Annotated in this window: 22 protein-coding genes; 14 read left to right on the top strand and 8 right to left on the bottom strand. The window is 70.9% G+C overall.

The features are described 5' to 3' along the window. Positions 1–70: 70 nt before the first annotated feature. The 6 genes from JHN45_RS08055 to JHN45_RS08030 all read left to right on the top strand — a co-directional run bounded on the left by JHN45_RS08055 (position 71) and on the right by JHN45_RS08030 (position 6,771). A complete protein-coding gene (locus JHN45_RS08055) occupies positions 71–1,147 on the top strand; it encodes an LLM class flavin-dependent oxidoreductase (RefSeq protein ID WP_201048547.1) in 1,077 nt (358 codons plus the stop codon). Continuing rightward, positions 1,144–2,457 carry an NtaA/DmoA family FMN-dependent monooxygenase gene (locus tag JHN45_RS08050; protein ID WP_201048546.1) on the top strand — a complete coding sequence of 438 codons (1,314 nt, stop codon included), beginning with the start codon at positions 1,144–1,146 and terminating at the stop codon, positions 2,455–2,457. Before JHN45_RS08055 ends, JHN45_RS08050 begins: the two co-directional genes overlap by 4 nt. 5 nt (positions 2,458–2,462) lie before the next feature. After that, entirely contained in the window at positions 2,463–3,251 is a 789-nt protein-coding gene (locus JHN45_RS08045; protein WP_201048545.1) for a DUF1684 domain-containing protein, read from the top strand. 252 nt (positions 3,252–3,503) lie between these two features. Then, positions 3,504–4,403: a S1 family peptidase gene (locus JHN45_RS08040; protein WP_200713399.1), complete on the top strand. Its 900-nt coding sequence runs from the start codon at positions 3,504–3,506 to the stop codon at positions 4,401–4,403. Between the two features lie 161 nt (positions 4,404–4,564). After that, positions 4,565–5,458, top strand: coding sequence for a slipin family protein (locus tag JHN45_RS08035; protein WP_201048586.1), 894 nt, complete (start codon positions 4,565–4,567; stop codon positions 5,456–5,458). Positions 5,459–5,688: 230 nt separating this feature from the next. Next, the gene (locus tag JHN45_RS08030) at positions 5,689–6,771 is read left to right on the top strand and encodes a S1 family peptidase (RefSeq protein ID WP_201048544.1); all 1,083 of its coding nucleotides are present in this window, start codon (positions 5,689–5,691) and stop codon (positions 6,769–6,771) included. A 98-nt stretch (positions 6,772–6,869) separates the two neighbouring features. Here the strand turns inward: JHN45_RS08030 and JHN45_RS08025 are convergent, their stop codons facing one another. After that, positions 6,870–7,934, bottom strand: a complete 1,065-nt coding sequence (locus JHN45_RS08025; RefSeq protein ID WP_201048543.1) for a DUF3533 domain-containing protein — start codon at positions 7,932–7,934, stop codon at positions 6,870–6,872. 302 nt (positions 7,935–8,236) lie between these two features. Here JHN45_RS08025 and JHN45_RS08020 point away from each other — a divergent pair, with 302 nt between their 5' ends. Both JHN45_RS08020 and JHN45_RS08015 read left to right on the top strand, forming a co-directional pair. Beyond that, positions 8,237–11,707 carry a DNA polymerase III subunit alpha gene (locus JHN45_RS08020; RefSeq protein WP_201048542.1) on the top strand — a complete coding sequence of 1,157 codons (3,471 nt, stop codon included), beginning with the start codon at positions 8,237–8,239 and terminating at the stop codon, positions 11,705–11,707. A gap of 14 nt (positions 11,708–11,721) precedes the next feature. After that, complete coding sequence (locus JHN45_RS08015) at positions 11,722–12,702, top strand: ImpB/MucB/SamB family protein (RefSeq protein WP_201048541.1); 981 nt, start codon at positions 11,722–11,724, stop codon at positions 12,700–12,702. 15 nt (positions 12,703–12,717) lie between these two features. Here JHN45_RS08015 and JHN45_RS08010 read toward each other — a convergent pair whose 3' ends face one another. After that, complete coding sequence (locus JHN45_RS08010) at positions 12,718–12,921, bottom strand: hypothetical protein (RefSeq protein WP_200713394.1); 204 nt, start codon at positions 12,919–12,921, stop codon at positions 12,718–12,720. 226 nt (positions 12,922–13,147) lie between these two features. Then, positions 13,148–13,522, bottom strand: a complete 375-nt coding sequence (locus JHN45_RS08005; protein ID WP_200713403.1) for a cupin domain-containing protein — start codon at positions 13,520–13,522, stop codon at positions 13,148–13,150. A gap of 94 nt (positions 13,523–13,616) precedes the next feature. On the opposite strand from JHN45_RS08005, the gene JHN45_RS08000 reads away from it, so the two are divergent. Both JHN45_RS08000 and JHN45_RS07995 read left to right on the top strand, forming a co-directional pair. Next, positions 13,617–14,063, top strand: coding sequence for a MarR family winged helix-turn-helix transcriptional regulator (locus tag JHN45_RS08000; RefSeq protein WP_201048540.1), 447 nt, complete (start codon positions 13,617–13,619; stop codon positions 14,061–14,063). A gap of 146 nt (positions 14,064–14,209) precedes the next feature. After that, positions 14,210–15,067, top strand: coding sequence for a triacylglycerol lipase (locus JHN45_RS07995; RefSeq protein ID WP_201048539.1), 858 nt, complete (start codon positions 14,210–14,212; stop codon positions 15,065–15,067). Between the two features lie 72 nt (positions 15,068–15,139). On the opposite strand, the gene JHN45_RS07990 is transcribed toward JHN45_RS07995, so the two are convergent. After that, complete coding sequence (locus JHN45_RS07990; protein WP_201048538.1) at positions 15,140–16,162, bottom strand: lytic polysaccharide monooxygenase; 1,023 nt, start codon at positions 16,160–16,162, stop codon at positions 15,140–15,142. 191 nt (positions 16,163–16,353) lie between these two features. Here JHN45_RS07990 and JHN45_RS07985 point away from each other — a divergent pair, with 191 nt between their 5' ends. Next, positions 16,354–16,710, top strand: a complete 357-nt coding sequence (locus tag JHN45_RS07985; protein ID WP_200713390.1) for a cupin domain-containing protein — start codon at positions 16,354–16,356, stop codon at positions 16,708–16,710. Further along, a complete protein-coding gene (locus JHN45_RS07980; protein ID WP_201048537.1) occupies positions 16,707–17,153 on the top strand; it encodes a GNAT family N-acetyltransferase in 447 nt (148 codons plus the stop codon). Before JHN45_RS07985 ends, JHN45_RS07980 begins: the two co-directional genes overlap by 4 nt. A 6-nt stretch (positions 17,154–17,159) precedes the next feature. Here the strand turns inward: JHN45_RS07980 and JHN45_RS53945 are convergent, their stop codons facing one another. Then, positions 17,160–17,294: a hypothetical protein gene (locus tag JHN45_RS53945; protein ID WP_267930306.1), complete on the bottom strand. Its 135-nt coding sequence runs from the start codon at positions 17,292–17,294 to the stop codon at positions 17,160–17,162. 135 nt (positions 17,295–17,429) lie between these two features. Between JHN45_RS53945 and JHN45_RS07975 the strand changes: the two genes are divergently transcribed. Then, complete coding sequence (locus JHN45_RS07975) at positions 17,430–18,029, top strand: bifunctional 2-polyprenyl-6-hydroxyphenol methylase/3-demethylubiquinol 3-O-methyltransferase UbiG (RefSeq protein WP_201048536.1); 600 nt, start codon at positions 17,430–17,432, stop codon at positions 18,027–18,029. A gap of 7 nt (positions 18,030–18,036) precedes the next feature. Here the strand turns inward: JHN45_RS07975 and JHN45_RS07970 are convergent, their stop codons facing one another. Together JHN45_RS07970 and JHN45_RS07965 are read right to left on the bottom strand one after the other, a co-directional pair. Then, positions 18,037–18,537, bottom strand: a complete 501-nt coding sequence (locus JHN45_RS07970) for a DUF402 domain-containing protein (RefSeq protein ID WP_201048535.1) — start codon at positions 18,535–18,537, stop codon at positions 18,037–18,039. After that, on the bottom strand, positions 18,518–19,447 hold the full coding sequence (locus tag JHN45_RS07965) for a GNAT family N-acetyltransferase (RefSeq protein WP_201048534.1): 930 nt from the start codon (positions 19,445–19,447) through the stop codon (positions 18,518–18,520). Before JHN45_RS07965 ends, JHN45_RS07970 begins: the two co-directional genes overlap by 20 nt. 71 nt (positions 19,448–19,518) lie before the next feature. On the opposite strand from JHN45_RS07965, the gene JHN45_RS07960 reads away from it, so the two are divergent. Then, positions 19,519–19,890, top strand: a complete 372-nt coding sequence (locus tag JHN45_RS07960; protein WP_200713385.1) for a GntR family transcriptional regulator — start codon at positions 19,519–19,521, stop codon at positions 19,888–19,890. 95 nt (positions 19,891–19,985) lie between these two features. Here the strand turns inward: JHN45_RS07960 and JHN45_RS07955 are convergent, their stop codons facing one another. After that, a complete protein-coding gene (locus JHN45_RS07955) occupies positions 19,986–21,080 on the bottom strand; it encodes a DUF5925 domain-containing protein (protein ID WP_200713384.1) in 1,095 nt (364 codons plus the stop codon). Positions 21,081–21,145: the final 65 nt, after the last annotated feature.

The raw sequence follows: 21,145 nt of genomic DNA, 5'->3' as shown, positions 1-21,145 counted from the left end.
AAGTCCCGCACTTCACCGAGGACTTGGCCCTCTCCGAGGCGCTCCCGAACGACAGGAAGGCTTCCCTCCCATGACCTCCTCGCACGGCCGGGGCCTGCATCTGGCCGCCGCCGTCGACCAGCGGTCGGCTTATGACGCCGGCTCCTACGTCGAGTTGACGCGGCTCGCCGAGAGCGGCGGACTCGACTTCGTGACGCTCGACGACACCTTCGCGCGCCCCGGCCCCGACGCCCTCGCCGTCCTGTCCCGCGTCGCCCCCGCGACCGGCCGCATCGGCCTGGTGCCCACCGTGACCACCACCCACACCGAGCCCTTCCACGTCCAGGCGGCGGTCGCGACCCTCGACTGGGTCAGCCGGGGCCGGGCCGGCTGGCGGATCGACGTGTCGACCACCGAGGGCGAGGCCCGGCTCTTCGGCCGCCGCCACGCCGCGCCCGCCGACGCGCTGTGGCAGGAGGCCGGCGAAGTCGCCGAGGTGGCCGCCGAGTTGTGGGACAGCTGGGAGGACGACGCCGAGATCCGGGACGCCGCCACCGGCCGTTTCGTCGACCGCGACAAGCTGCACCACGTCGACTTCCAGGGCTCCGCGTTCTCCGTCAAGGGCCCCTCGATCGTGCCCAGACCCCCGCAGGGCCACCCCGTCCGCGTGGTCGACGCCACCGAGGGCCAGGCCCGGCGGACGGCCGCCCGGTACGCCGATGTGGCCCTGGTCCGCGCGGCGAGTTCCGCGCAGGCCGGCGCCGTACGGGCCGAACTGCGGGCGTCCGCCGAGAAGTTCGGCCGCGACCCCGACAGCCTGCGGGTCCTGGTGAGCCTCGTCGTCGACCTCGGCGACGGCGAGCACGCGGCCGAACCGGGCCACGGCGGGGGCGGCCCCCGCCAGACCGCGCACGGCCCGCTGTACCGGGGCGGCCCGGTCGACCTCGCCGAACTGATCGCGGCCTGGCACGGCGACCGTACCGTCGACGGCTTCCACCTCACGCCCGTCGAACCCCGCCGCGACCTGGAACGGCTGGTCAACGGCACGGTGGCGCTGCTCCAACACCGGGGCCTGTTCCGCACGTTCTACCCGGGCAGCACGCTCCGCGAGCACCTGGGCCTGGCCCGGCCCGCCAACCGGTACGCCGTGACCGGGGGAGCGTCATGACCGTACGCCCGCGCAACTCTCGTAGAGAGATCCATCTGGCGGCGCACTTCCCGGGCGTCAACAGCACCACCGTGTGGGCCGATCCGCGGTCGAGGTCGCAGATCGCCTTCTCCTCCTTCGAGCATCTCGCGCGCACCGCCGAGCGCGGACTCTTCGACTTCTTCTTCCTCGCCGAGGGGCTGCGGCTGCGCGAACACAAGGGCCGTGTCCACGACTTGGACGTGATGGGCCGGCCGGAGTCCCTCACCGTCCTGAACGCGCTCGCCGCCGTCACCGAGCGGATCGGCCTCGCCGCCACGGTCAACGCCACCTTCAACGAGCCGTACGAACTCGCCCGCAGACTCGCCACGTTGGACCATCTCAGCGGCGGCCGGGCCGCCTGGAACGTGGTGACCTCCTCGGACGCCTTCACCGGCGAGAACTTCCGGCGCGGGGGATATCTGGACCGCGCGGACCGCTATACGCGAGCGGCCGAATTCGTCGACGTGGCACGGGAGTTGTGGGACTCCTGGTCCCCGGACGGACTCTCCCGCCCCTTCGCCCACCGGGGTCAACACTTCGACATCGCGGGCGAGTTCACCGTGCCGCGCTCACCGCAGGGGCACCCGGTCGTCATCCAGGCCGGGGACTCGGGGGAGGGAAGGGAGTTCGCGGCCCGCTCGGCCGACGTCATCTTCACGCGGCACGGGACGCTGGAGGACGGCCGCGCCTTCTACGCCGACGTGAAGGGGCGCCTCGCCAAGTACGGCCGTAGCGCCGACGACCTCAAGATCATGCCCGGGGTCACCGTAGTCCTCGGCGACACGGCGGCCGAGGCGCAGGAGCGGGCCGCCGAGATCCGGCGGCAGCAGGTCTCCCCGCAGAACGCGATCCTCGCCGTGGAACAGGTCTGGGGCACGGACCTCTCCTCCTACGACCCCGACGGCCCGTTCCCCGACTTCGACCCGGTGCCGGATGCCGCGCTCACCCAGGGGCGGACCCGGCGCGGCGACAACGTCGCGACGGCCGAGAAGTGGCGGGCTCTGTCACGGCAGAAGGGGCTGTCCATCCGGCAGACCGTGATCGAGGCGAGCGGCCGGCAGTCCTTCATCGGCACCCCGGAAGCGGTCGCCGTCGAACTGGAGACCTTCGTACGGCAGGACGCCGCCGACGGTTTCATCCTGGTACCGCATCTCACGCCGGGCGGGCTCGACGAGTTCGTGGACCGGGTGGTGCCGCTGCTCCAGGAACGCGGCGCGTTCCGCACGGAATACCGGGGCGCCACCCTGCGCTCACATCTCGGGCTCGCCGAACCGGGAGACAAGGGGTGACCAGGATGCCTTCGGACGCGGTCGTGGAGTGGAAGCAGTGGCACGAGCACCGCGTCGAGTCGGTGTCCGCGCCCTACGGCCCGCTCGCCCTGACCGGCACGTACTGGCTGGAGGACCATCCGGACGGGCACCTTCCGGGGATCCCCGGGGTGTGGCTCCTCGACGGTGACGCGGTCGTCCTCAGCGCACCGGAGGACGAACGGACCGGACTGACCCTCGACGGGAAACCCTTCACCGGCGCGGTCCGCCTCGGCGCCGACACCGGCCCGGTGGGCACGGCCCGCGTCGGCCTCGACGAGCGACGGCTGGTCGTCCTGATCCGCGAGGGCGGTTGGGGAGTGCGCGACTACGACCCCGACTCGGCGGCCCGCCGCGCGTTCCGGGGCATCGAGGCCACGCCCCACGATCCGCGCTTCTCGGTGCCGGCGCGCTTCACGCCGTACGACACCCGGCGCCTCGTGCGCGTGGACGCGGCGGACGGTGTCCGGCGCGGGCTCGGGCTCTCGGGTGAACTCGCCTTCCGGCTCGACGGGTCGGAGGTGACGCTCCAGGTCGCGGTGCAGGACGACGGGGGGTTGTGGGCGGTGTTCGCCGACTCCACGAGCGGGCACGGCAGTTACCGGTTCCGGTTCCTGTATCCCGACGCGCCCGATGCGGAGGGGCGCACGACGGTCGACCTCAACCGGGCGGTGCTCCCGCCGTGCGCGTTCGCCGACCATTTCATCTGCCCTTTCCCGCCGCCGGGGAATACGCTGGGCGTCGCGATCGAGGCGGGGGAGCGCACCCTTCGGTAGACAGGGCATCGGCCCTGGTGGGCCGGGATGTGGCTGTCGGCGGCGGGGTGATCAACTCGCGTAGATCGTGGGCCAGTTGAAGGCTGTACGGCCGAAAGGCGCCCTTGCGCCCGTCGGTCACGCAGCCGAATACTCCCCCACAGCGCTTGTCAGGGACACGGCTTGTTCGAAAACCGGACGCCCGCCCCCGACTGCGCCTCACGGGCCCCGACCCCACGCGGGCCCCCGAATTCCCCTAGGAGGGAACGAAACGTGAGGATCAAGCGCACCACCCCGCGCAGCGGAATCGCGAGACGGACCGGGCTGATCGCCGTGGCCACCGGATTCGTCGCCGCTGCAGCGTTCGCCGTCCCCACCGCGAACGCGAGCGAAGCCCAGACGTTCAGCGCGACCCAGCTCTCCGCGGTCAACTCGTCCGTGCTCAAGGCCGATGTCCCGGGCACCGCCTGGGCGGTTGACGCCAAGACGAACCGCGTCGTCGTCACCGTCGACAGCACGGTCTCCCAGGCCGAGATCGCGAAGATCAAGGCGCAGGCGGGCAGCACCGCCGGCGCGCTCACCATCAAGCACACGGCCGGTCAGTTCAAGAAGCTGATCACCGGTGGTGACGCCATCTACGGCGGCGCCTACCGCTGCTCGCTCGGCTTCAACGTGCACAGCGGGAGCACGTACTACTTCCTGACCGCCGGCCACTGCGGTGAGGTCGCCTCCACCTGGTACTCCAACTCGGGGCACACCACGACGCTGGGCACGAACGTCGGCTACAGCTTCCCGACCAACGACTTCGCGCTGGTCAGGTACACCAACACCTCGATCGCCCACCCGAGCGCGGTCGGCAGCCAGACCATCTCCAGCGCGGCCACTCCGGCCGTGGGCACGACGGTCTACCGGCGCGGCTCCACCACCGGCACGCACAGCGGCCGGGTCACCGCGCTGAACGCCACCGTCAACTACGGCAGCGGCGACATCGTGTACCAGATGATCCAGACCACCGTCTGCGCCGAAGGCGGCGACAGCGGCGGTCCGCTGTACGCCGGCACCGTGGCCTACGGTCTGACCTCGGGCGGCAGCGGCGACTGCACCTCCGGCGGCACGACCTTTTTCCAGCCGGTCACCGAGGCGCTGAGCTACTACGGAGTGAGCGTCGGCTGACGTCCACCCGCAGCACCTCCGCTCCGGACTGCAGCCGGCAGCGGGTGGGCCCCCGTACGCAACTGGCGTGCGGGGGCTCGCTCTTGTGCCGAGCACGGAGTTACCGTCGTGGTATCGGAGCAGGCACCTGATGCGCCCACGTCGGACCCTGGGGGGCCGTGATGGTCGAGGAGCTGGTGACGGCGGGAGTGACACTCGCGTCCGTCGGAGTGGTGTACGCGATGGCGGCGGCGCGAGTCGTCAAACAGTACGAGCGGGGCGTGGTGTTCCGGCTCGGCAGGCTCAGGCCCGAAGTGCGCGGGGCCGGCTTCACGATGGTCGTCCCGTTCGTGGACAAGCTCCGCAAGGTCAACATGCAGATCGTGACGATGCCCGTGCCCGCCCAGGAAGGCATCACCCGGGACAACGTGACGGTCCGGGTGGACGCGGTCGTCTACTTCAAGGTCGTCGACGCGGCGGACGCGTTGGTGCAGGTCGAGGACTACCGGTTCGCCGTCTCGCAGATGGCCCAGACCTCGCTGCGCTCGATCATCGGCAAGAGCGACCTGGACGATCTGCTCTCCAACCGCGAAAAGCTCAACCAGGGACTGGAGTTGATGATCGACAGCCCCTCCATCGGCTGGGGCGTGCAGATCGACCGTGTCGAGATCAAGGACGTGTCCCTCCCGGAGACCATGAAACGCTCGATGGCCCGCCAGGCCGAGGCCGACCGCGAACGCCGGGCCCGGATCATCAACGCCGACGCCGAGTTGCAGGCCTCCAAGAAACTCGCCGAGGCCGCCGAGCAGATGTCGGAGCAGCCCGCCGCCCTCCAACTCCGGCTCCTGCAAACGGTGGTTGCGGTCGCGGCCGAGAAGAACTCGACCCTCGTCCTCCCCTTCCCGGTGGAACTGCTGCGCTTCCTGGAACGAGCCGCCCCGGCCGCACCTGCGGCGCCCGCGGCACCGGTTACCCCTGTGGCACCTGTGGCACCGCAACCGGTGCAGGAGCAACTCCCGCCCGCCGAGTCCCACTCGGATCCGGAACCCGAGGGATCGATTTCCGGACAGGACTAGTCCTCACCGGCTGATGGCCGCCGCTCGCACGCGGTGTTTGCAGTGCGAACGGCCTGGGGTGACCGTGAACAGTCAAGGCGATGAGGGCGTGCGGCCGTGCCCCGCGCGCGACCTGAAGTCGACCTTGTGCGCCCCCTGTGAGGTTGGGAAGAGTGGGTGCCCGTCAACCTACCTTTCGGTCCATCGGGCCCTCTGACCTGCCGGACCGACCCCCCACAGGAGGACACGAGTTGAAGCACCGACGCATATCCAGGCGACGGGCGGCCGTGGCGGGCGCGGGCATAGCCGCGCTGGTCGTCGCGGGAATCACCTTGCAGAGTGCGAACGCCAGCGAGGCATCGAAGCCGGCCGCACTCCGCACCCTCTCGGCCCCGGCGGCCGGAAAGCTCGCCTCGACGCTCGGCGAGAACCTCGGCACCGACGCGGCCGGCACGTTCTACGACGCGAAGACCAAGAGCCTCGTGGTCAACGTGCTCGACCGGGCCGCCGCCGACACCGTCGAAGCGGCGGGCGCCAAGGCGAGAATCGTCGAGCACTCCCTCGCCGAACTGACCGGCGCCCGTACGACCTTGAAGCAGGACGCCACCATCCCCGGCACCTCATGGGCGACCGACCCCACCACCAACAAGGTCGTCGTCACCGCGGACCGCACGGTCTCCAGCGCGGAGTGGGCCAAACTCACCAAGGTCGTCGACGGGCTCGGCAGCAAGGCCGAACTCCGGCGCACCGCAGGGGAGTTCAAGCCCTTCATCGCGGGCGGCGACGCCATCACCGGCTCGGGCGGCCGCTGTTCGCTCGGCTTCAACGTGGTCAAGGGCGGCGCGCCCTACTTCATCACCGCCGGGCACTGCACCGAGGCCATCTCCACCTGGACCGACTCCAGTGGCAACGAGATCGGCACGAACGAGCAATCCAGCTTCCCGGGCAACGACTTCGGCCTGGTCAAGTACACCTCGGACGTCGCCCACCCGAGCGCGGTCGACCTCTACAACGGCTCCTCGCAGCCCATCACCCACGCCGCCGACGCCACCGTCGGCGAGAAGGTGACCCGCAGCGGCTCGACGACCCAGGTGCACACCGGCACGGTCACCGGCCTGGACGCCACCGTGAACTACGGCAACGGCGACATCGTCAACGGCCTCATCCAGACCGACGTCTGCGCCGAGCCCGGCGACAGCGGCGGCTCGCTCTTCGACGGCGACGCGGCGATCGGCCTCACCTCGGGCGGCAGCGGCGACTGCGCCTCGGGCGGTGAGACCTTCTTCCAGCCGGTCACCGAGGCGCTGTCGACGTTCGGGGCGCAGATCGGCTGAGTTGTCGTAGGACGCTGTTCGCACGACGTCGCGAAGTCCCGCCCCGCGCGCGAGGGGACGGGACTTCACGACGTCAACAGGCTTGCGACGAAGGGTGGTTACGGGCTGACCGACCCCGGCCGGTCCAGAAGGTCTTCGTGCTTCCGCCGCAGCGTCGCCGCCAGCAGGGTGACCAGGATCCCGGCGAGCGCCCACGCCGACAGCACCAGCAGCGGCCCGGTCACGGCGTTGCCCTTGAAGTAGGCGATCGAGCGGGCCACCCAGGTACCGGCGCCCGGCGGCAGCGCGGGCCCGATCGCGTTCCAGAACGGCGGCAGCAGCGGCAGCGGAAAGGCGCCGCCCGCGCTCGGGTTGCCCGCGATCACCACCAGCAGGATCGCCAGCCCGATGCCCACGACCCCGAAGACCCCCTGCAGGGCGAGGGTCGCCGCCCCGACGGCGAAGGTGATCAGCGCGCCGAGCCCCCAGAACGCCATCACGCTCCCCGGCAGCGCGCCCAGGATCGGCCCGACGATCACCGCGCCGCCGAGCCCGCCGACGATCGCGACCAGCGCCATGGTGACCAGCCGGATCACCGCGCGGCGCGGGTTGGCGGGCCGGGCGCCGGTGCTGATCGCCAGGATCGAGGCGCACAGATAGCCGCCGACGCACCAGCCGACGACCAGATAGAAGGACGACAGCCCGTCGAAGTCCTGGGACGAGGCCGGAGCCACGTCCACCACTCTGATCGTGCGCTGCTCGGCCTTCTCCAGGGTGGCGGTGATCGTCTCCAGGGTGGTCGCGAGGACCGTGCCGCCGCCGGTCGCGACCAGGAGCGTGTCCTTGATGCCGCGTGAGTCGATGACGAGAGCGCCGTCGATGTCCCGGTCCAGGATCTGCTTCCGCGCGCTCGCCGCGTCCGGCACCGTGCGCGGATCCAGCGGCGAGCCGGGCAGCTGCTTCAGCCGGGCCACCGTCTGCTCGGCCGTGACCCCGGGCGCGACAACCCCGAAAGCCACATCCCGGGGCTTCGGGTTGTGGAGCGCGCCCACATAGGAGGCGATGAAGAGCAGCTGCAGGGCGACCACACCGATGACGAGGAGGGTGGCCCGCAGGCTGACCGCGTCCTTCACCTCACCGAGAAAGGACGTACGGGACGTACCGGCACCGGGGGTCTCTGTCATGCCCCCACGGTCTCGGCGGCAGGGTGTTCGCGCAGGCGGGAAGGGGCCGAACGGATGTCGCACTGGCATTCGAAAATGTTTTTTTCCCAACTGTCCGACCCGGGTGGGGAGCTGACGGAGTGGTGTCTGTTCCGGGCGCCGCGCATCTCCCCAAGGAATCGCTGATGTGTTCGAATGTGGGTCGCCGACCGGGATTGACGTGGGTCGCTGACCGGGGCTGATGGGGTTAGGGTAATCGAACGGACGTACGATGAACATATCGGGCGGATGGCTGAAAAGGGGTGGAGTGATGGAGGTGCGGCATGGCGGGCTTCGCCCATCTGCACGTCGCGTCCGGTTACTCCGCCCGCTACGGCGCCTCCCATCCCGAGCGGCTGGTCGGCAGGGCGGCCGAGCGCGGGATCGCGGCCCTCGCGCTCACCGACCGGGACACGGTCACCGGTGCCGTCCGCTTCGCGCAGGCGTGCACGAAGGAGGGGGTCCGGCCGATCTTCGGCATCGACCTGGCGGTGGAGGCCCTCGCACCCCCGCCGCCCGCACAACGCCCTCGCACCCCCGCACGCGGCGGCGCGCACGTGATCGAGCCGCCGCTGCGGTTCGTGCTGCTCGCGCAGAACCGGGAGGGGTGGGCGCGGCTGTGCCGCATCACCTCGGCCGCCCACGCCGGCACCGCGTCCGGCGCGGCACCGGTGGTGGTGCCGTGGGAGGCGCTGCGCGCGTACGGCGGCCCCGGCCTGACCGTGCTCCTCGGGCCGCTCTCGGAGCCGGTGCGGGCACTGTCGGTGGGTCGGGAGGACGTCGCGACGAAGCTGCTGGCGCCCTGGAAGGAGATCTTCGGGCGGGGTGTCCGGCTGGAGGCCGTAGCGCAGAAACGTTTCGGCACAGGTCCAGGCTCCCTGCGCCTGGCCGCCCGCACCCTCGCCCTGGCCGACCGCACCGGGACGACCGCCGTGCTCTCCAACGCCGTCCGCTACGCCGACCCCGGCCAGCACCGCCTCGCCGACGTCCTGGACGCGGCCCGGCTGCTGCGACCCATCGACCGGCGCCGCCTGGACAGCGGACAGCGCTGGCTCAAGGACGAGAAGGAGATGACGGTCGTGGCGCGGATGATCGCCGAGTCCGCCGGAGCGGACACGCGGCGGGCCCGTCGGCTGATGGCGGACACCGCGCACACGGCGGAGGCGTGTGCCGTGGCCCCCGTGGACCTCGGCCTCGGCAGACGGCACTTCCCGGAACCCTCGCTGTTCGGGACCGGGCAGGAGGCGAGCGCCGCGCTGGAGGCGGGCGGCGCGGCCCGGCTGCTGCGCCTGAGGTCCGAGGAGGGCCTGGCCCGACGCGGCCTCGACCGCGACCGGGCGGCACTCGACCGGCTGGAGGAGGAACTCGCCGTCATCTCCCACTGGAACTACGACGCGTACTTCCTCGCCGTCGGACAGGTCGTCGCCGACATCCGGGCCAAGGGCATCCGGGTCGCCGCCCGCGGCTCCGGCGCCGGCTCACTGGTCTGCCACGCGCTGGACATCGCCACCGCCAACCCGCTCGACCACAGCCTGCTGTTCGAACGCTTCCTGAGTAGGCGCCGCGAATCACTGCCCGACATCGACATCGACGTGGAGTCCGCCCGCCGCCTGGAGTGCTACGACACGATCTTCGAACGCTTCGGAAAGGAACGGGTGGCGGTCACCGCGATGCCCGAGACCTACCGGGCCCGCAGAGCGCTGCGCGACACCGGCCTCGCGCTGGGGATCGCCCCGGCCGACGTCGACCGGATCGCCAAGAGCTTCCCGCACCTGCGCGCCTCCGACATCACCAGCGCCCTCGCCGAACTGCCCGAACTACGCCAACTGGCAGGCGAGGCACACCGGTTCGGCCCCCTCTGGGAACTCGCCGAAGGACTCGACTCCCTGGTCCACGGCATGGCCATGCACCCCTGCGGAGTCGTCATCAGCGACGCCACACTCCTGGACCGACTGCCCGTGCAGCCCACCCCGCAGGGCGACTACCCCATGGCCATGGCCGCCAAGGAGGAGATCGAAGCACTCGGCAACATCAAACTCGACGTCCTCGGCGTCCGGATGCAGTCCGCGATGGCCCACGCCGTCACCGAGATCGAACGCACCACCGGCAACCGCATCGACCTCGACAACCCCCAACAGGTGCCGCTCGACGACGTGTTCGCGTTCAAGCTCATCCAGGAGAGCCAGACGCTGGGGCTGTTCCAACTCGAATCTCCCGGCCAGCAGGATCTGCTGTCCCGACTGCAACCCCGTGATGTGCAGGACGTCATCGCCGACATCAGCCTTTTCCGCCCGGGCCCGGTCGCCGGGGGCATGCCCGAGCGGTACATCGCCGCGCGTCACGGCGGTACGCCGGTGTATGCGCACCGGGACCTGGAGCCGGTGCTCGCCGACACCTACGGCGTGACCATCTGGCACGAGCAGATCATCGAGACGCTACGTGTGCTGACCGGCTGTGAGCGGGCCTTCGGAGAGATCACCCGGCGGGCCCTCGGTGACAAGGACCAACTGCCCCGGATCAAGGTCTGGTTCCACCAGAAGGCACGCACGCGTGGCTACAGCGCGGCCGTCCGGGACGAGGTCTGGGAGACCGTCGAGGCCTTCGGGGCCTACGGCTTCTGCCGCGCCCACGCGGTCGCGTTCGCCGTACCGGCCCTGCAGAGCGCCTGGTTGAAGGCGCACTATCCGGCGTTCCTGCTGTCCGGCCTGCTCGAACACGATCCCGGGATGTGGCCCAAGCGCGTCCTGGTCGCCGACGCCCGGCGCCGGGGCGTGCCGATCCTGCCCGTCGACATCAACCGTTCGAAGGTGAAGCACGTCGTGGAGATGACCGAGCAGGAGGAGTGGGGCGTGCGGCTCGCACTGTCCGGGGTGCGTGGCATCAGTGAGGACGAGGGTGCGCGGATCGAGGAGGGACAACCGTACGGATCGCTCTCCGACTTCTGGCAGCGGGCCCGGCCCAGCAGACCGGTCGCCGAACGGCTCGCGGAGATCGGCGCGTTGACCTCTCTGCACGACGGCCGGCTCACTCGGCGTGATCTCCTCCTCCAGATCACCGAGTTGCACCGGCAGTCCCGCAACCGGACCGCGGGAGCCGGTCAACTGCCCATGGACACAGGGGCTGTCGGGGGAGCGGAGCCGAGCGGGCTGCCGGAGCTGACCGGACGCGAGGCGCTGAGTGCCGAGTTGGAGACGCTCGGCATCGATGTCTCCAGGCACCTCATGGAGCACCACCACCGGCTGCTGCGCGAGATCGGCGCGACGGACGCGGCCCACCTGGCCGAACTGCGCGCGGGCCAGCAGGTGTTGGTCGCCGGGGTCCGCGCCTCCACGCAGACCCCGCCGATCGCGAGCGGCAAGCGGATCATCTTCGTCACCCTGGAGGACGGCTCCGGCCTGGTCGACCTCGCGTTCTTCGAGGACTCCCACCCGGCCTGCGCGTACACCGTCTTCCACAGCGGGCTGCTGCTGGTGCGCGGCACGGTCCAGGTGCGCGGCACCCGTCGTACCGTCGTCGGTTCCATGGCCTGGGACCTGGACGAGATCGCGGGCGCCCGCCGCGACAACGGCCCCGAGGCCGCCCTCGCCCTCCTCGGGGCGAGCCGTCCGCATCCGACCCCCGCCCAGCCGCAGCGCACCCTCGCCAACGGCACCACCGGTGCCCGCCTGCATCCGTACGCCGACCTCCAGCCCGCCGGCACCCGCTCCGCCGACCTGAAGAAGTTCGGCCACCGCAGCCCGGGGAGTGCGGGATGAACGGGATGAACGGGATGAGCACACGTCAGCGGTCCATCGCCCACTTCCATCTGCATACCGCGCTGAGCGAGGCTCAGTACGACGACATAATCGAACTGGTGTCCGGAATCACGCCTCACGTCCAGGCGATCCCGCCCAACGCCCTTCAGGTGGACCTGACGTCGGCGCTCCGGTACTTCGACATGTCCGCCTACGACGCGGTCCAGACGGTGAAGATGAGACTGAAGGCCTTCTACGACATCGACAGCAGCGCCGGCCTCGCGGGCAACCGCATGCTGGCAGCCATGGCGGCCGACGTGTCCGCCCCGGGGGACACCACCCTGGTGCCCACCGGTCAGGCGGCCGACTGGCTCCACCCCCGGCCGGTCACCGCACTGCCCGGGATCGGCCGCGCCACGGCGGACACGCTGCACCGGTACGGCCTGCACACCATCGGCCAGCTCACCGACCTGCCTCCGGCGACCCTGCAACGGCTCCTCGGGGCAGGCCAGGCACGGCTGTTGACCGAACGCGCCCGCGGCCACGACCCCCGCCCGATCGTCCCCGCCGAACCGGCGGCACACATGGCCGCCGACCTGGCCCTGAGCCGGGACTGTCTGGACCCGGACCGACACCACCGGGCCGTCCTGGGACTTGCCGACCGGATCGGCCAACGCCTGCGCGGGGAAAGGCAGTTCGCGAGTCGGCTCACCCTCACGGTCCGCTACGCCGACCGCACCTCCACCACCCGCACCCGCGCCCTGCCGGAACCCACCGACCACTCACCCGCCCTCGCCGTCACCGCCCTGGGCCTGTTGACCTCCCTCGGACTGCAACGCGCCCGCGTCCGCGCCTTCGTGCTCCGCGCCGACGACCTGCGGCCCGCCGGCAACGCCTACCGCCAGCTCTCCATGGATCCAGCGGACACCCGCGCCCGCGCGGTCGAAGCCGCCGCGGACCGGGCCCGCCGACGCTTCGGACCCGAGGCAGTACGCCCGGCCGCCCTGGCCGACTGAGAACCGCCCATGCGTTCAGAGGTGTTGGCGGCGGTCGTTGTTCCGTACCCGCCAGGCCCGCACCAGCAGGAAGAGCCCTATCACTGCGACCGCCACGCCCAGCACCGCGTACTGGCCGTGGCCGGACATGGCCGAGCCGTTCATCGCGCCGGTGCCCTGCGCGATCCAGACCGCGCCGAGCACGACGAGGATGATCCCGCCGATACCACGGACCAACATGGTCACTCCGTTCTCCGTACCGGTACGTCCGCGGCGGTACCCGCCCGCGCTCATCGTTCAGCTTCGTCCCGTTCGGCGTGGCCGGGGCGGTCGAAAACCTTACGGAACGGAAACGTCGTACCGACCGGGTGCTGGGGGGGCGCAGGGGGCGTCGACTCTTCGCCGCCCTCATGTTCCGCGTGGGCCGCCCCGAGAGCGGCGAACCCGGACTCCCTTTGTGCGCCGGTCAGTTGGCCCACGGCGGAACGATGTGCGTCCCGTCGGCCAGCTCCGCCTCCAGCCCGATGGACGTGGTGACCCAGGTGATCACGGCGCGGTCGGTGGGGTTCTCGGCGCCGAAGGTCGCCCCGGGGTTGATGATCAGCGTGTCGCCCGCACCGACCCGCTCGGTGCGGCCGTCGAGCGTGACGACCAGCTCGCCTTCGAGGATGTGCAGGATCTCCTCGCGGCTGACGGTGTGCAGGGGCGCCTTGGTACCGGCGGGGATCTCGCCGCGCCAGGCGCACAACTCCTTGCTGCCGGTGCGGGGATGGGCGTACGAGACGAAGCGGGCGCCGTGGATCTCGTGAGTGACGGCTTCGGCCGAGCGGACGACGGGCATGTGTGGGCCTCTCTCAAGATGGTCAAGCTGCTTGACTATATGACTCCATGGTCAAGCTGCTTGACCAGTTCGTCAAGGGTGTTTCAATGCCTCCGTGCAGAACTCCGAGGCCCTCGCCCTGTCCGCCGCCGTGCTCGCCGTCGCCGGTGGGCTCACGCAACGGATCAATGAGGGCGTCGTCGCCCGCGGCTTCGAGGGGGTGCGGCCCGCGCACGGGTTCGCCTTCGTGCGTCTCGCCCCGGACGGTGCGACGGTCACCGAACTCGCCGCCCACCTCGGGGTGACCAAGCAGGCGGCGAGCCAGCTCGTCGACGAACTCGTCCGCAAGGGCTATGTCGAGCGGCGTCCGCATCCCGTCGACGCGCGCGCCAGGCTGATCGTGCTGACCGAGCGCGGCTGGGCCTGTACGCGCGCCGCGGAGGAGGCCGCCGCCGACGCCGTGCGGCCGTGGATCGAATTGCTGGGCGAGAGTGAAGTGCGCGTGTTGTGTGACCGTTTGGTGCGTATTGCGCCCTACGGTCCCATCAGGCCGACCTGGTGACTGGTTATCACTGGAAGTTTTTACTGACGCGTAACTTCACGCTTCACCTACTCGCTCGTAACTTGATGAGAGAACAGCATTCTTGTGATCCGGATCACAGGGCGTAAGGCCGTCGCAACTCCCTTGAGCCGCAAGGAGATCACACGATGCTGCCCTGGAAACGAGTGCTCAGACCCCTGACCGCACTGCTCCTGACCGCCGCGGTCGCCGCTCTCCCCACCGCCGCCCACGCGGCGAGCGCCCCGAGCACCGGCTGGAACGATTACACGTGCAAGCCCTCCGCCGCCCACCCCGACCCGGTCGTCCTCGTACACGGAACGTTCGCCAACAGCACCGACAACTGGCTGGTTCTCGCGCCGTACCTGGAGGCCCGCGGCTACTGCGTCTTCTCCCTCGACTACGGCCAACTCCCCGGCGTCCCCCTCATCTACGGCCTCGGCCCCATCGACAAGTCGGCAGAACAACTCCAGTCCTACGTCGACACGGTGCTCGCCGCGACCGGCGCCGCCAAGGTCGACCTCGTCGGTCACTCCCAGGGCGGCATGATGCCCCGCTACTACCTCAAGTTCCTCGGCGGAGCGGCCAAGGTGGACACCTTCGTCGGCATCGCGCCCGACAACCACGGCACCACCCTCGACGGACTCACCAAGCTCCTGCCGTACTTCCCGGGTGCCGAGGACGTCATCTCGTCGGCGACTCCCGCCCTCGCCGACCAGATCGCCGGCTCGGCCTTCCTCACCAAGCTGAACGCGGGCGGCGACACCGTCCCCGGCGTCCACTACACGGTCATCGCCACCAGGTACGACGAGGTCGTCACGCCGTACAGGAGCCAGTTCCTCAGCGGATCCGACGTGCACAACGTGCTGATCCAGAACCTGTGTTCACTCGACCTCTCCGAGCACGCGCTGCTCGGGCTCTCGGACCGGATCGCCTTCCACGAGGTCGCCAACGCCCTCGATCCCGCGCACGCGACCACCACCAACTGCCTGTCGGCACTGAGCTGACAGCCGATTCGCACACCGCGGGGTCTGTCCGACCTGAGCCGCCGGACAGACCCCGCCCCCTGGACGGCCGTACTAACGGCCGTGCCGTCCACCGCCGTTGGTCGCGCGACGGCGGACCGAGGCGAACAGGGCCGCGGCGCCGAGTGCCAGGGAGGCCGCGCCGCCGATGACGAGATACGGCGAGCTGTCGTTGCTGCCGGTCGCCGCGAGATCCTGCGAACCGCCCGCGGGTTGGGGCCCGTTGACCTGTTCCGTCGCGGCGACCGGCTCCGCCGAGGTGCTCGCGTCCGCGTCCCCGTGACCGTCGTGTTCTACGGTCGACTTGTCGGCCCCGGCCGCGATCTGCTCGTCGGACGGGGCGGAGGCGGACGGCGCGGGAGTGGAATGGGCGGGAGCGGCCGACGTGGGTGTCGGTGCCGAACTGCCCGCCGCACCACTGCCGTTGGCCCCCGCACCGCTCCCGCCGAAGCTGACGTCCGAGCAGGAGTAGAACGCCTCCGGGCTGTCCGAGCGCTGCCAGATCGCGTACAGGAGCTGCTTGCCCGAGCGCTGGGGGAGGGTGCCGGAGAAGGTGTAGAAGCCGCCCGAGGCGACCGGGTCGGTGGCCGTCGCGACCGGGTGCTTCAGGTCCAGGTCGGCCCAGGCGAGCGGCTGCGAAGGGTCGTAGCCGGACTTGGTGAGGTACACCTTGAAGGTGCCCTTGTGCGGTGCGGTCACACGGTACTTGAAGGAGTACGAGCCGCTGCTGACGCTGGTCGCCGGCCAGTCCGCGCGGGCCAGGTCGAGGCCCTTGAACTCCGCGTTGTTCGCGCTGCACAGCTTGCCGTCCGGGATCAGCGTCTGGTGCTGCCCGTTCGCGTCGCCAATCCGGATGCCGTTCCAGTCGTAGAGCGCCTGTGTGCCACCGGCCGCGACCGCCGCCTTGCACGCGGCCGACTTCGGGTTCTCCGGCCCCTCCGCGTAGCACTGCGCGACCCGGCTGACCGGGTCCCCCATCGAACCGTGGGCCGCCGCGGGCGCCGCGGCGAGCGCGGTCAGTACGAGGGGAGCCATGCCGAGGACGGCGACAGCGACGGCCTTGCGGCGTGCGAGCATGGCGGAACTCCAACTCCTCGAACGGTTCGCGGCGCGGGGGACGAATCCCGTGGGGTGATCAGAAGCTAGCCCCTGGAAACCGCGAAATCGCTTGCTGGAGACGGGGGACAGAGATCCTTATGGTCGTGTTAAGGCAGGGCTAACCGAGGGCTCAGGGAGCCGGGTGTCGTGAGGGTGGAGAGGTGTCGCAGATGAGCAGACCGCAGTCCGAGTTCCATCGCCCCGAGACACCCTGGCGGCGGCCGGACGGGGCGCCCACGGGAGTGTGGGAGCAGGAATTGGCCGTGGACCCGGTCTCCGGGGACTCCACCGTGCTCCAGCACTACGAACCGGGGACGGACACCAGCGCCCAGGGCGCCGTCCGGCACGACTACTTCGAGGAGGTGTACATCCTCGAGGGCGACCTCACCGACCTGCGCCTCGGCGAGACCTTCACCGCGGGCATGTACGCCTACCGCCACCCGGACATGGAACACGGACCGTGGACGAGCACGGAGGGCGTCCGGATGCTCGTGATGAGCACGCACACCGCCGGACACCGCCCGTGACCACCGGCGTCCGCGCGGCCGTCCCCACCGACGTACCGGCCGTGAAGGCCGTGACCGACATGGCGTACGGCCACTACATCGCGCGCATCGGTGTGGTGCCGCAGCCCATGGAGGCGGACCACATGGCGAATGTGGCCGCCGGGCGCGTCTTCGTGACGGGGGACCCCGTGATCGGCCTCGTGGTGATCGAGGAGCGTGCCGACCACCTGTTCCTCGACAGCATCGCCGTCCACCCCGACGCGCACGGCACGGGGGTGGGACGGCGGCTGCTGGAATTCGTCGAGGCACGCGCGCGTGCGCTCGGCCTGCCCGAGGTCAGGCTCTACACGAACGCGCTGATGTGGGAGAACCAGCAGATCTACCCGAGGTTCGGCTACGAGGTCGTCGAGCGGCGCACGGACGGGCCGTACGACCGCATCCACTACCGCAAGCCGCTGGACTGACCGGGCTCAGCCGTCCGGCCACCACGTGCGGGCGATGTCCTTTCGGACCTCGGGGCGCTCCACAGGGCGCTCGTCGGTCTCGTCCCGTACCCGACGGGTGTCCGACTTCTTCAGGGGCTTCTGCACGGTTACGCGGCGCATGGCTGCCTCCTTGTGTCCACCCGGGTTCGTGTTCTCACGAGGTAGACCGTTCCCGGGAGGGTGACTCATCGAAGCGGGTCTGTCTGTGGTGGCTGTCACGATGGGACTGTCAGTGGCGGGTGTCACGCTGGGCGCATGAGTGAACTTGAAGCGAACGTGGACTGGGACGCGGAGGCCCCGACCTTCGACGAAATGCCTGATCACGGCCTGCGCGACCCGGAGGTCCGGCGGGCCTGGGCGGACCGGCTGCGCGGCTGGCTGCCCGCCGCCGCGGCCGATGTCCTCGACCTCGGCTGCGGCACCGGCAGCCTGTCGCTGCTCGCGGCCGAGCAGGGACACCGTGTCACCGGCGTAGACCTCTCCCCGGCGATGGTGGACCTCGCCCGCGCGAAGCTGGCCGGCCGAGACGCGGCGTTCCTGCTCGGTGACGCGGCGGCCCCTCCGGTGGGCGAGCAGCGCTACGACGTCGTCCTGGCACGGCATGTGCTGTGGGCGCTGCCCGACACCGCCCGGGTGCTGCGGCACTGGCGCGGCCTGCTGCGGCCCGGCGGGCGGCTGGTGCTGATCGAGGGCCGTTGGGGGACGGTGAGCCCGGTCGGCATATCCGCCGACCGGCTCACCGAGCTCCTGGCACGCGTCGCCGGGCATGTGCGCGTGGAGCGGTTGTCGGACGACCCGCTGCTGTGGGGGAAGACCGTGGCCGACGAGCGGTACGCGGTGGTCGCCATGGAGTGAGCGGACCTCACCGCAGCAGCGCGCCGAACCCGCCCGCACGGGCCAGCCCCTCCAACTCCTCGAGCGCCGCCACGGCCGCCGCCGCGGCCACGGGGTCCGAGACGGCCAGCCCGCTCGCCTCGAACTCGTCCTCGTCCAGCCGCCGCACGTCCCTGCCGTCGGCGGACAGCCACAGGTCCAGGTCGAGGTCCTCTACGACGAGTTCGGCGCCGGAGCGGGTCGCGGGGCGGGTGATGTCGCAGTACCAGCCCTTCAACCTCCCGCCGCCGTCCCGGACTTCCTTCACCGCGTACCAGCGGTCCCGCCAGTAGTACTCGGTGAACACGTCACCGCCCTCGAAGCGCACGAAGCCGAAGTCGCGGACGCCGTCACCCGCCCACGGGGCCCGGACGGCGAGGCGGATGCCGTCGTCGAAGAGCAGCTCCGCCGCGTAACGGATCTTCGTACGGCCCGCCTTGACCAGGACGACGTCCAACTGGCGAGCGGAATCAGGCGAGTTCACGGACATACCGCACCTCCGTAGCGCAGGTCTCATAGCCGAACCACTTGTTGATCGCGAGCATCGGCCCGTTCCCGGCGTCGTTGCCGGTGAACGCCTCCGTGAATCCGGCGGCGCGGGCGCGGTGCAGGGAGTCGTTCTTGGCGAGCTTGGCCAGACCCCGGCCGCGATGGGCGCGGGCGGTGCCGGTCATGACCGTGCCGTAGCGGAGGCCGCCGTCCGTGCGGGCCGCGCTGAAGGCCGCCGGGCGTCCGTCGACGAGGGCGACGGACGTCAACTCCGGGCTGAAGAGGGGGTTTCGCCAGTTCTCGTCCAGCCAGGCCTCGTAGTCGGTGAACTCGGTGTCGATGTCGCTGGGTTCGTCCAGCATCGCCTCCGCGTCCAGCTCGAACAGCGGGCGCGGGTCGTCGGCGAAGTCCGAGCCCGGGCGGATCTCGACGCCTGTTGGGAGGTCTTGGAGCGGGGGCAGGGTGCCGTGCGCCAGGTCCAGCCGCAGGAAGTGCGCGGAGCGGCTCGCCGTGTAGCCGAACCGTTCGGCGAAGGCGCGGTTGTCCGGTGCGTCCAGGACCCAGGCGTAGAGCCTGACCGCGCCCTCGGCGGCCAGGTGCTCCTCGGCGGCGCGGACCAGGAGCGCGCCCGCGCCCCGGCGCGTCCGCCCGGGGTGCACATACACGTTGACGAAGCCCTGGCCCGGCTCCGGACTGTCGTAGGCGATGCCCACCTGTGCCGTGCCGATGATCTCGCCGTCCTCCTCCGCGACCAGCCTGCGCAGCCGGGCCTCCGGGTGCGCGTGGACGATGTCGAAGGCGACGGACTCCGGGGTGAACAGCAGGCAGGGCAGCGCGAGGCGGCGGACCTCGACGAAGCCGTCCAGGTCGGCCCGGACGCCGGGGTTCAGGTCGCGCGCGATCACGGTCATGGACTCGCACGCTACGGCGGAGCCGCGCCGTAGTGCCTCTCATTTTCCGGTGGGTGCGGGACAATCGGGCCGTGACCTTGAAGATCCACATCGATGACAGTGCCGCGCCCTACGAGCAGATCCGCGCCCAGATCTCGGAGCAGGCCCGCTCCGGAGCGCTGCCGGTCGGCCACCGGCTGCCCACGGTACGGGGACTGGCCGAGTCGCTCGGCCTCGCCGCGAACACCGTCGCCAAGGCGTACCGGGCCCTGGAGACGGACGGCGTGATCGAGACACGGGGCCGCAACGGAACGCTGATCGCTGCCGCGGGCTCGGCGGCGGAGCGGGAGGCGGCGTCGGCCGCGCAGGCTTATGCGGAGAAGGTCCGGCGACTCGGGCTCACGCGGGAGGATGCGGCGGCGGCTGTACGGGATGCCCTGCGGGCGGCTTACGGGGCGGGCTGAGGGGAGTTCGGCACCGCCGGGATCCCGCTGCTGTGGCCGAGCGCCGTTGCGGCGGACATGAGAGACCGGCCGGGAAAAGGCCGACGGATATGTGCCTACAGGTACAACCCCGCGTCCGCACCCTCCCTCTGGTCCGGTACCGAGGTCGGCTGCGTGCCCCGGCGCAGGGCGTACAGCTCCGCCAGGGTCGCGCCCTCGCGGCCGATGCCCTCCTCCGTGCCGAGCCAGTCGATCGCCTCGCGGCGGGTGAGCGCGCCGACCTCGATGCGGGCGAGGCAGCGGCCGGGGCGGACGACGGCGGGGTGCAGACGCTCCAGATCCTCGTTGGTGGTGACGCCCACCAGGACGTTGCGGCCCTGGCCGAGCAGGCCGTCCGTGAGGTTCAGGAGGCGGGAGAGGGCCTGGCCCGCCGTGTGCTTGGCCTCGCCGCGGATCAACTCGTCGCAGTCCTCCAGGAGGAGGAGTCGCCAACGGCCCTTGCCCGTCGTGTCGTCCTCGCCGATCGCGATGTCCATCAGATAGCCGACGTCGCTGAACAGCCGCTCCGGGTCCAGGACGCAGTCCACCTGGCACCAGTCCCGCCAGGAGCGGGCGAGAGTGCGCAGCGCCGAGGTCTTGCCGGTGCCCGGCGGGCCGTGCAGCAACAGCAGCCGACCCGCGATGTCCTCCGGGGTCGTCTTCATCAGGGTGTCCATCGCATTGGCCACGGGACCCGTGTAGTTGGCGCGCACCTCGTCCCACGTACCCGCCGAGATCTGCCGGGTCGTGCGGTGCGGGCCGCGCCTGGGGGAGACGTACCAGAACCCCATCGTCACGTTCTCCGGCTGCGGTTCGGGCTCGTCCGCCGCGCCGTCGGTCGCCTGGCCGAGGACCTTCTCGGCGAGCTCCTCGCTGGTCGCCGTGACCGTGACGTCGGCGCCCCGGTTCCAGCGGGAGATCAGCAGCGTCCAGCCGTCGCCCTCCGCGAGCGTCGCGCTGCGGTCGTCGTCGCGCGCGGCGCGCAGCACACGGGCGCCCGGCGGCAGCAGGGTCGCCCCGGACCGTACGCGGTCGATGTTCGCCGCGTGCGAGTACGGCTGCTCGCCCGTCGCGAAGCGGCCGAGGAACAGCGCGTCGACGACATCGGACGGGGAGTCGGAGTCGTCGACGTTGAGCCGGATCGGCAGCGCGTCGTGCGGGTTGGTGGACATGGGGCCATGATCCGGCACACGGACGCCGTGCGCACCCGCTTTCCGGAGTGCGCCCCCGAGTGTCG

Origin of the sequence: Streptomyces sp. MBT53 (assembly GCF_016654115.1) — a bacterium.
In the GTDB taxonomy this organism is placed as follows: Bacteria; Actinomycetota; Actinomycetes; order Streptomycetales; family Streptomycetaceae; genus Streptomyces.
Note: the sequence above shows the minus strand (reverse complement) of the source record. Positions and strands in the feature narration are given on the sequence as shown.

What these genes read in the sequence shown, in the direction of transcription:
- JHN45_RS08005 (WP_200713403.1), bottom strand. Translation starts at nt 13,522, where the DNA reads ATGCCCGTCGTCCGCTCGGCCGAAGCCGTCACTCACGAGATCCACGGC.
- JHN45_RS53945 (WP_267930306.1), bottom strand. Translation starts at nt 17,294, where the DNA reads ATGCGCCGCGTAACCGTGCAGAAGCCCCTGAAGAAGTCGGACACCCGT.
- JHN45_RS08045 (WP_201048545.1), top strand. Translation starts at nt 2,463, where the DNA reads ATGCCTTCGGACGCGGTCGTGGAGTGGAAGCAGTGGCACGAGCACCGC.
- JHN45_RS08035 (WP_201048586.1), top strand. Translation starts at nt 4,565, where the DNA reads ATGGTCGAGGAGCTGGTGACGGCGGGAGTGACACTCGCGTCCGTCGGA.
- JHN45_RS07985 (WP_200713390.1), top strand. Translation starts at nt 16,354, where the DNA reads ATGAGCAGACCGCAGTCCGAGTTCCATCGCCCCGAGACACCCTGGCGG.
- JHN45_RS08015 (WP_201048541.1), top strand. Translation starts at nt 11,722, where the DNA reads ATGAGCACACGTCAGCGGTCCATCGCCCACTTCCATCTGCATACCGCG.
- JHN45_RS08020 (WP_201048542.1), top strand. Translation starts at nt 8,237, where the DNA reads ATGGCGGGCTTCGCCCATCTGCACGTCGCGTCCGGTTACTCCGCCCGC.
- JHN45_RS07990 (WP_201048538.1), bottom strand. Translation starts at nt 16,162, where the DNA reads ATGCTCGCACGCCGCAAGGCCGTCGCTGTCGCCGTCCTCGGCATGGCT.
- JHN45_RS07975 (WP_201048536.1), top strand. Translation starts at nt 17,430, where the DNA reads ATGAGTGAACTTGAAGCGAACGTGGACTGGGACGCGGAGGCCCCGACC.
- JHN45_RS08010 (WP_200713394.1), bottom strand. Translation starts at nt 12,921, where the DNA reads ATGTTGGTCCGTGGTATCGGCGGGATCATCCTCGTCGTGCTCGGCGCG.
- JHN45_RS08055 (WP_201048547.1), top strand. Translation starts at nt 71, where the DNA reads ATGACCTCCTCGCACGGCCGGGGCCTGCATCTGGCCGCCGCCGTCGAC.
- JHN45_RS08025 (WP_201048543.1), bottom strand. Translation starts at nt 7,934, where the DNA reads ATGACAGAGACCCCCGGTGCCGGTACGTCCCGTACGTCCTTTCTCGGT.
- JHN45_RS07970 (WP_201048535.1), bottom strand. Translation starts at nt 18,537, where the DNA reads ATGTCCGTGAACTCGCCTGATTCCGCTCGCCAGTTGGACGTCGTCCTG.
- JHN45_RS08050 (WP_201048546.1), top strand. Translation starts at nt 1,144, where the DNA reads ATGACCGTACGCCCGCGCAACTCTCGTAGAGAGATCCATCTGGCGGCG.
- JHN45_RS07955 (WP_200713384.1), bottom strand. Translation starts at nt 21,080, where the DNA reads ATGTCCACCAACCCGCACGACGCGCTGCCGATCCGGCTCAACGTCGAC.
- JHN45_RS07965 (WP_201048534.1), bottom strand. Translation starts at nt 19,447, where the DNA reads ATGACCGTGATCGCGCGCGACCTGAACCCCGGCGTCCGGGCCGACCTG.
- JHN45_RS07995 (WP_201048539.1), top strand. Translation starts at nt 14,210, where the DNA reads ATGCTGCCCTGGAAACGAGTGCTCAGACCCCTGACCGCACTGCTCCTG.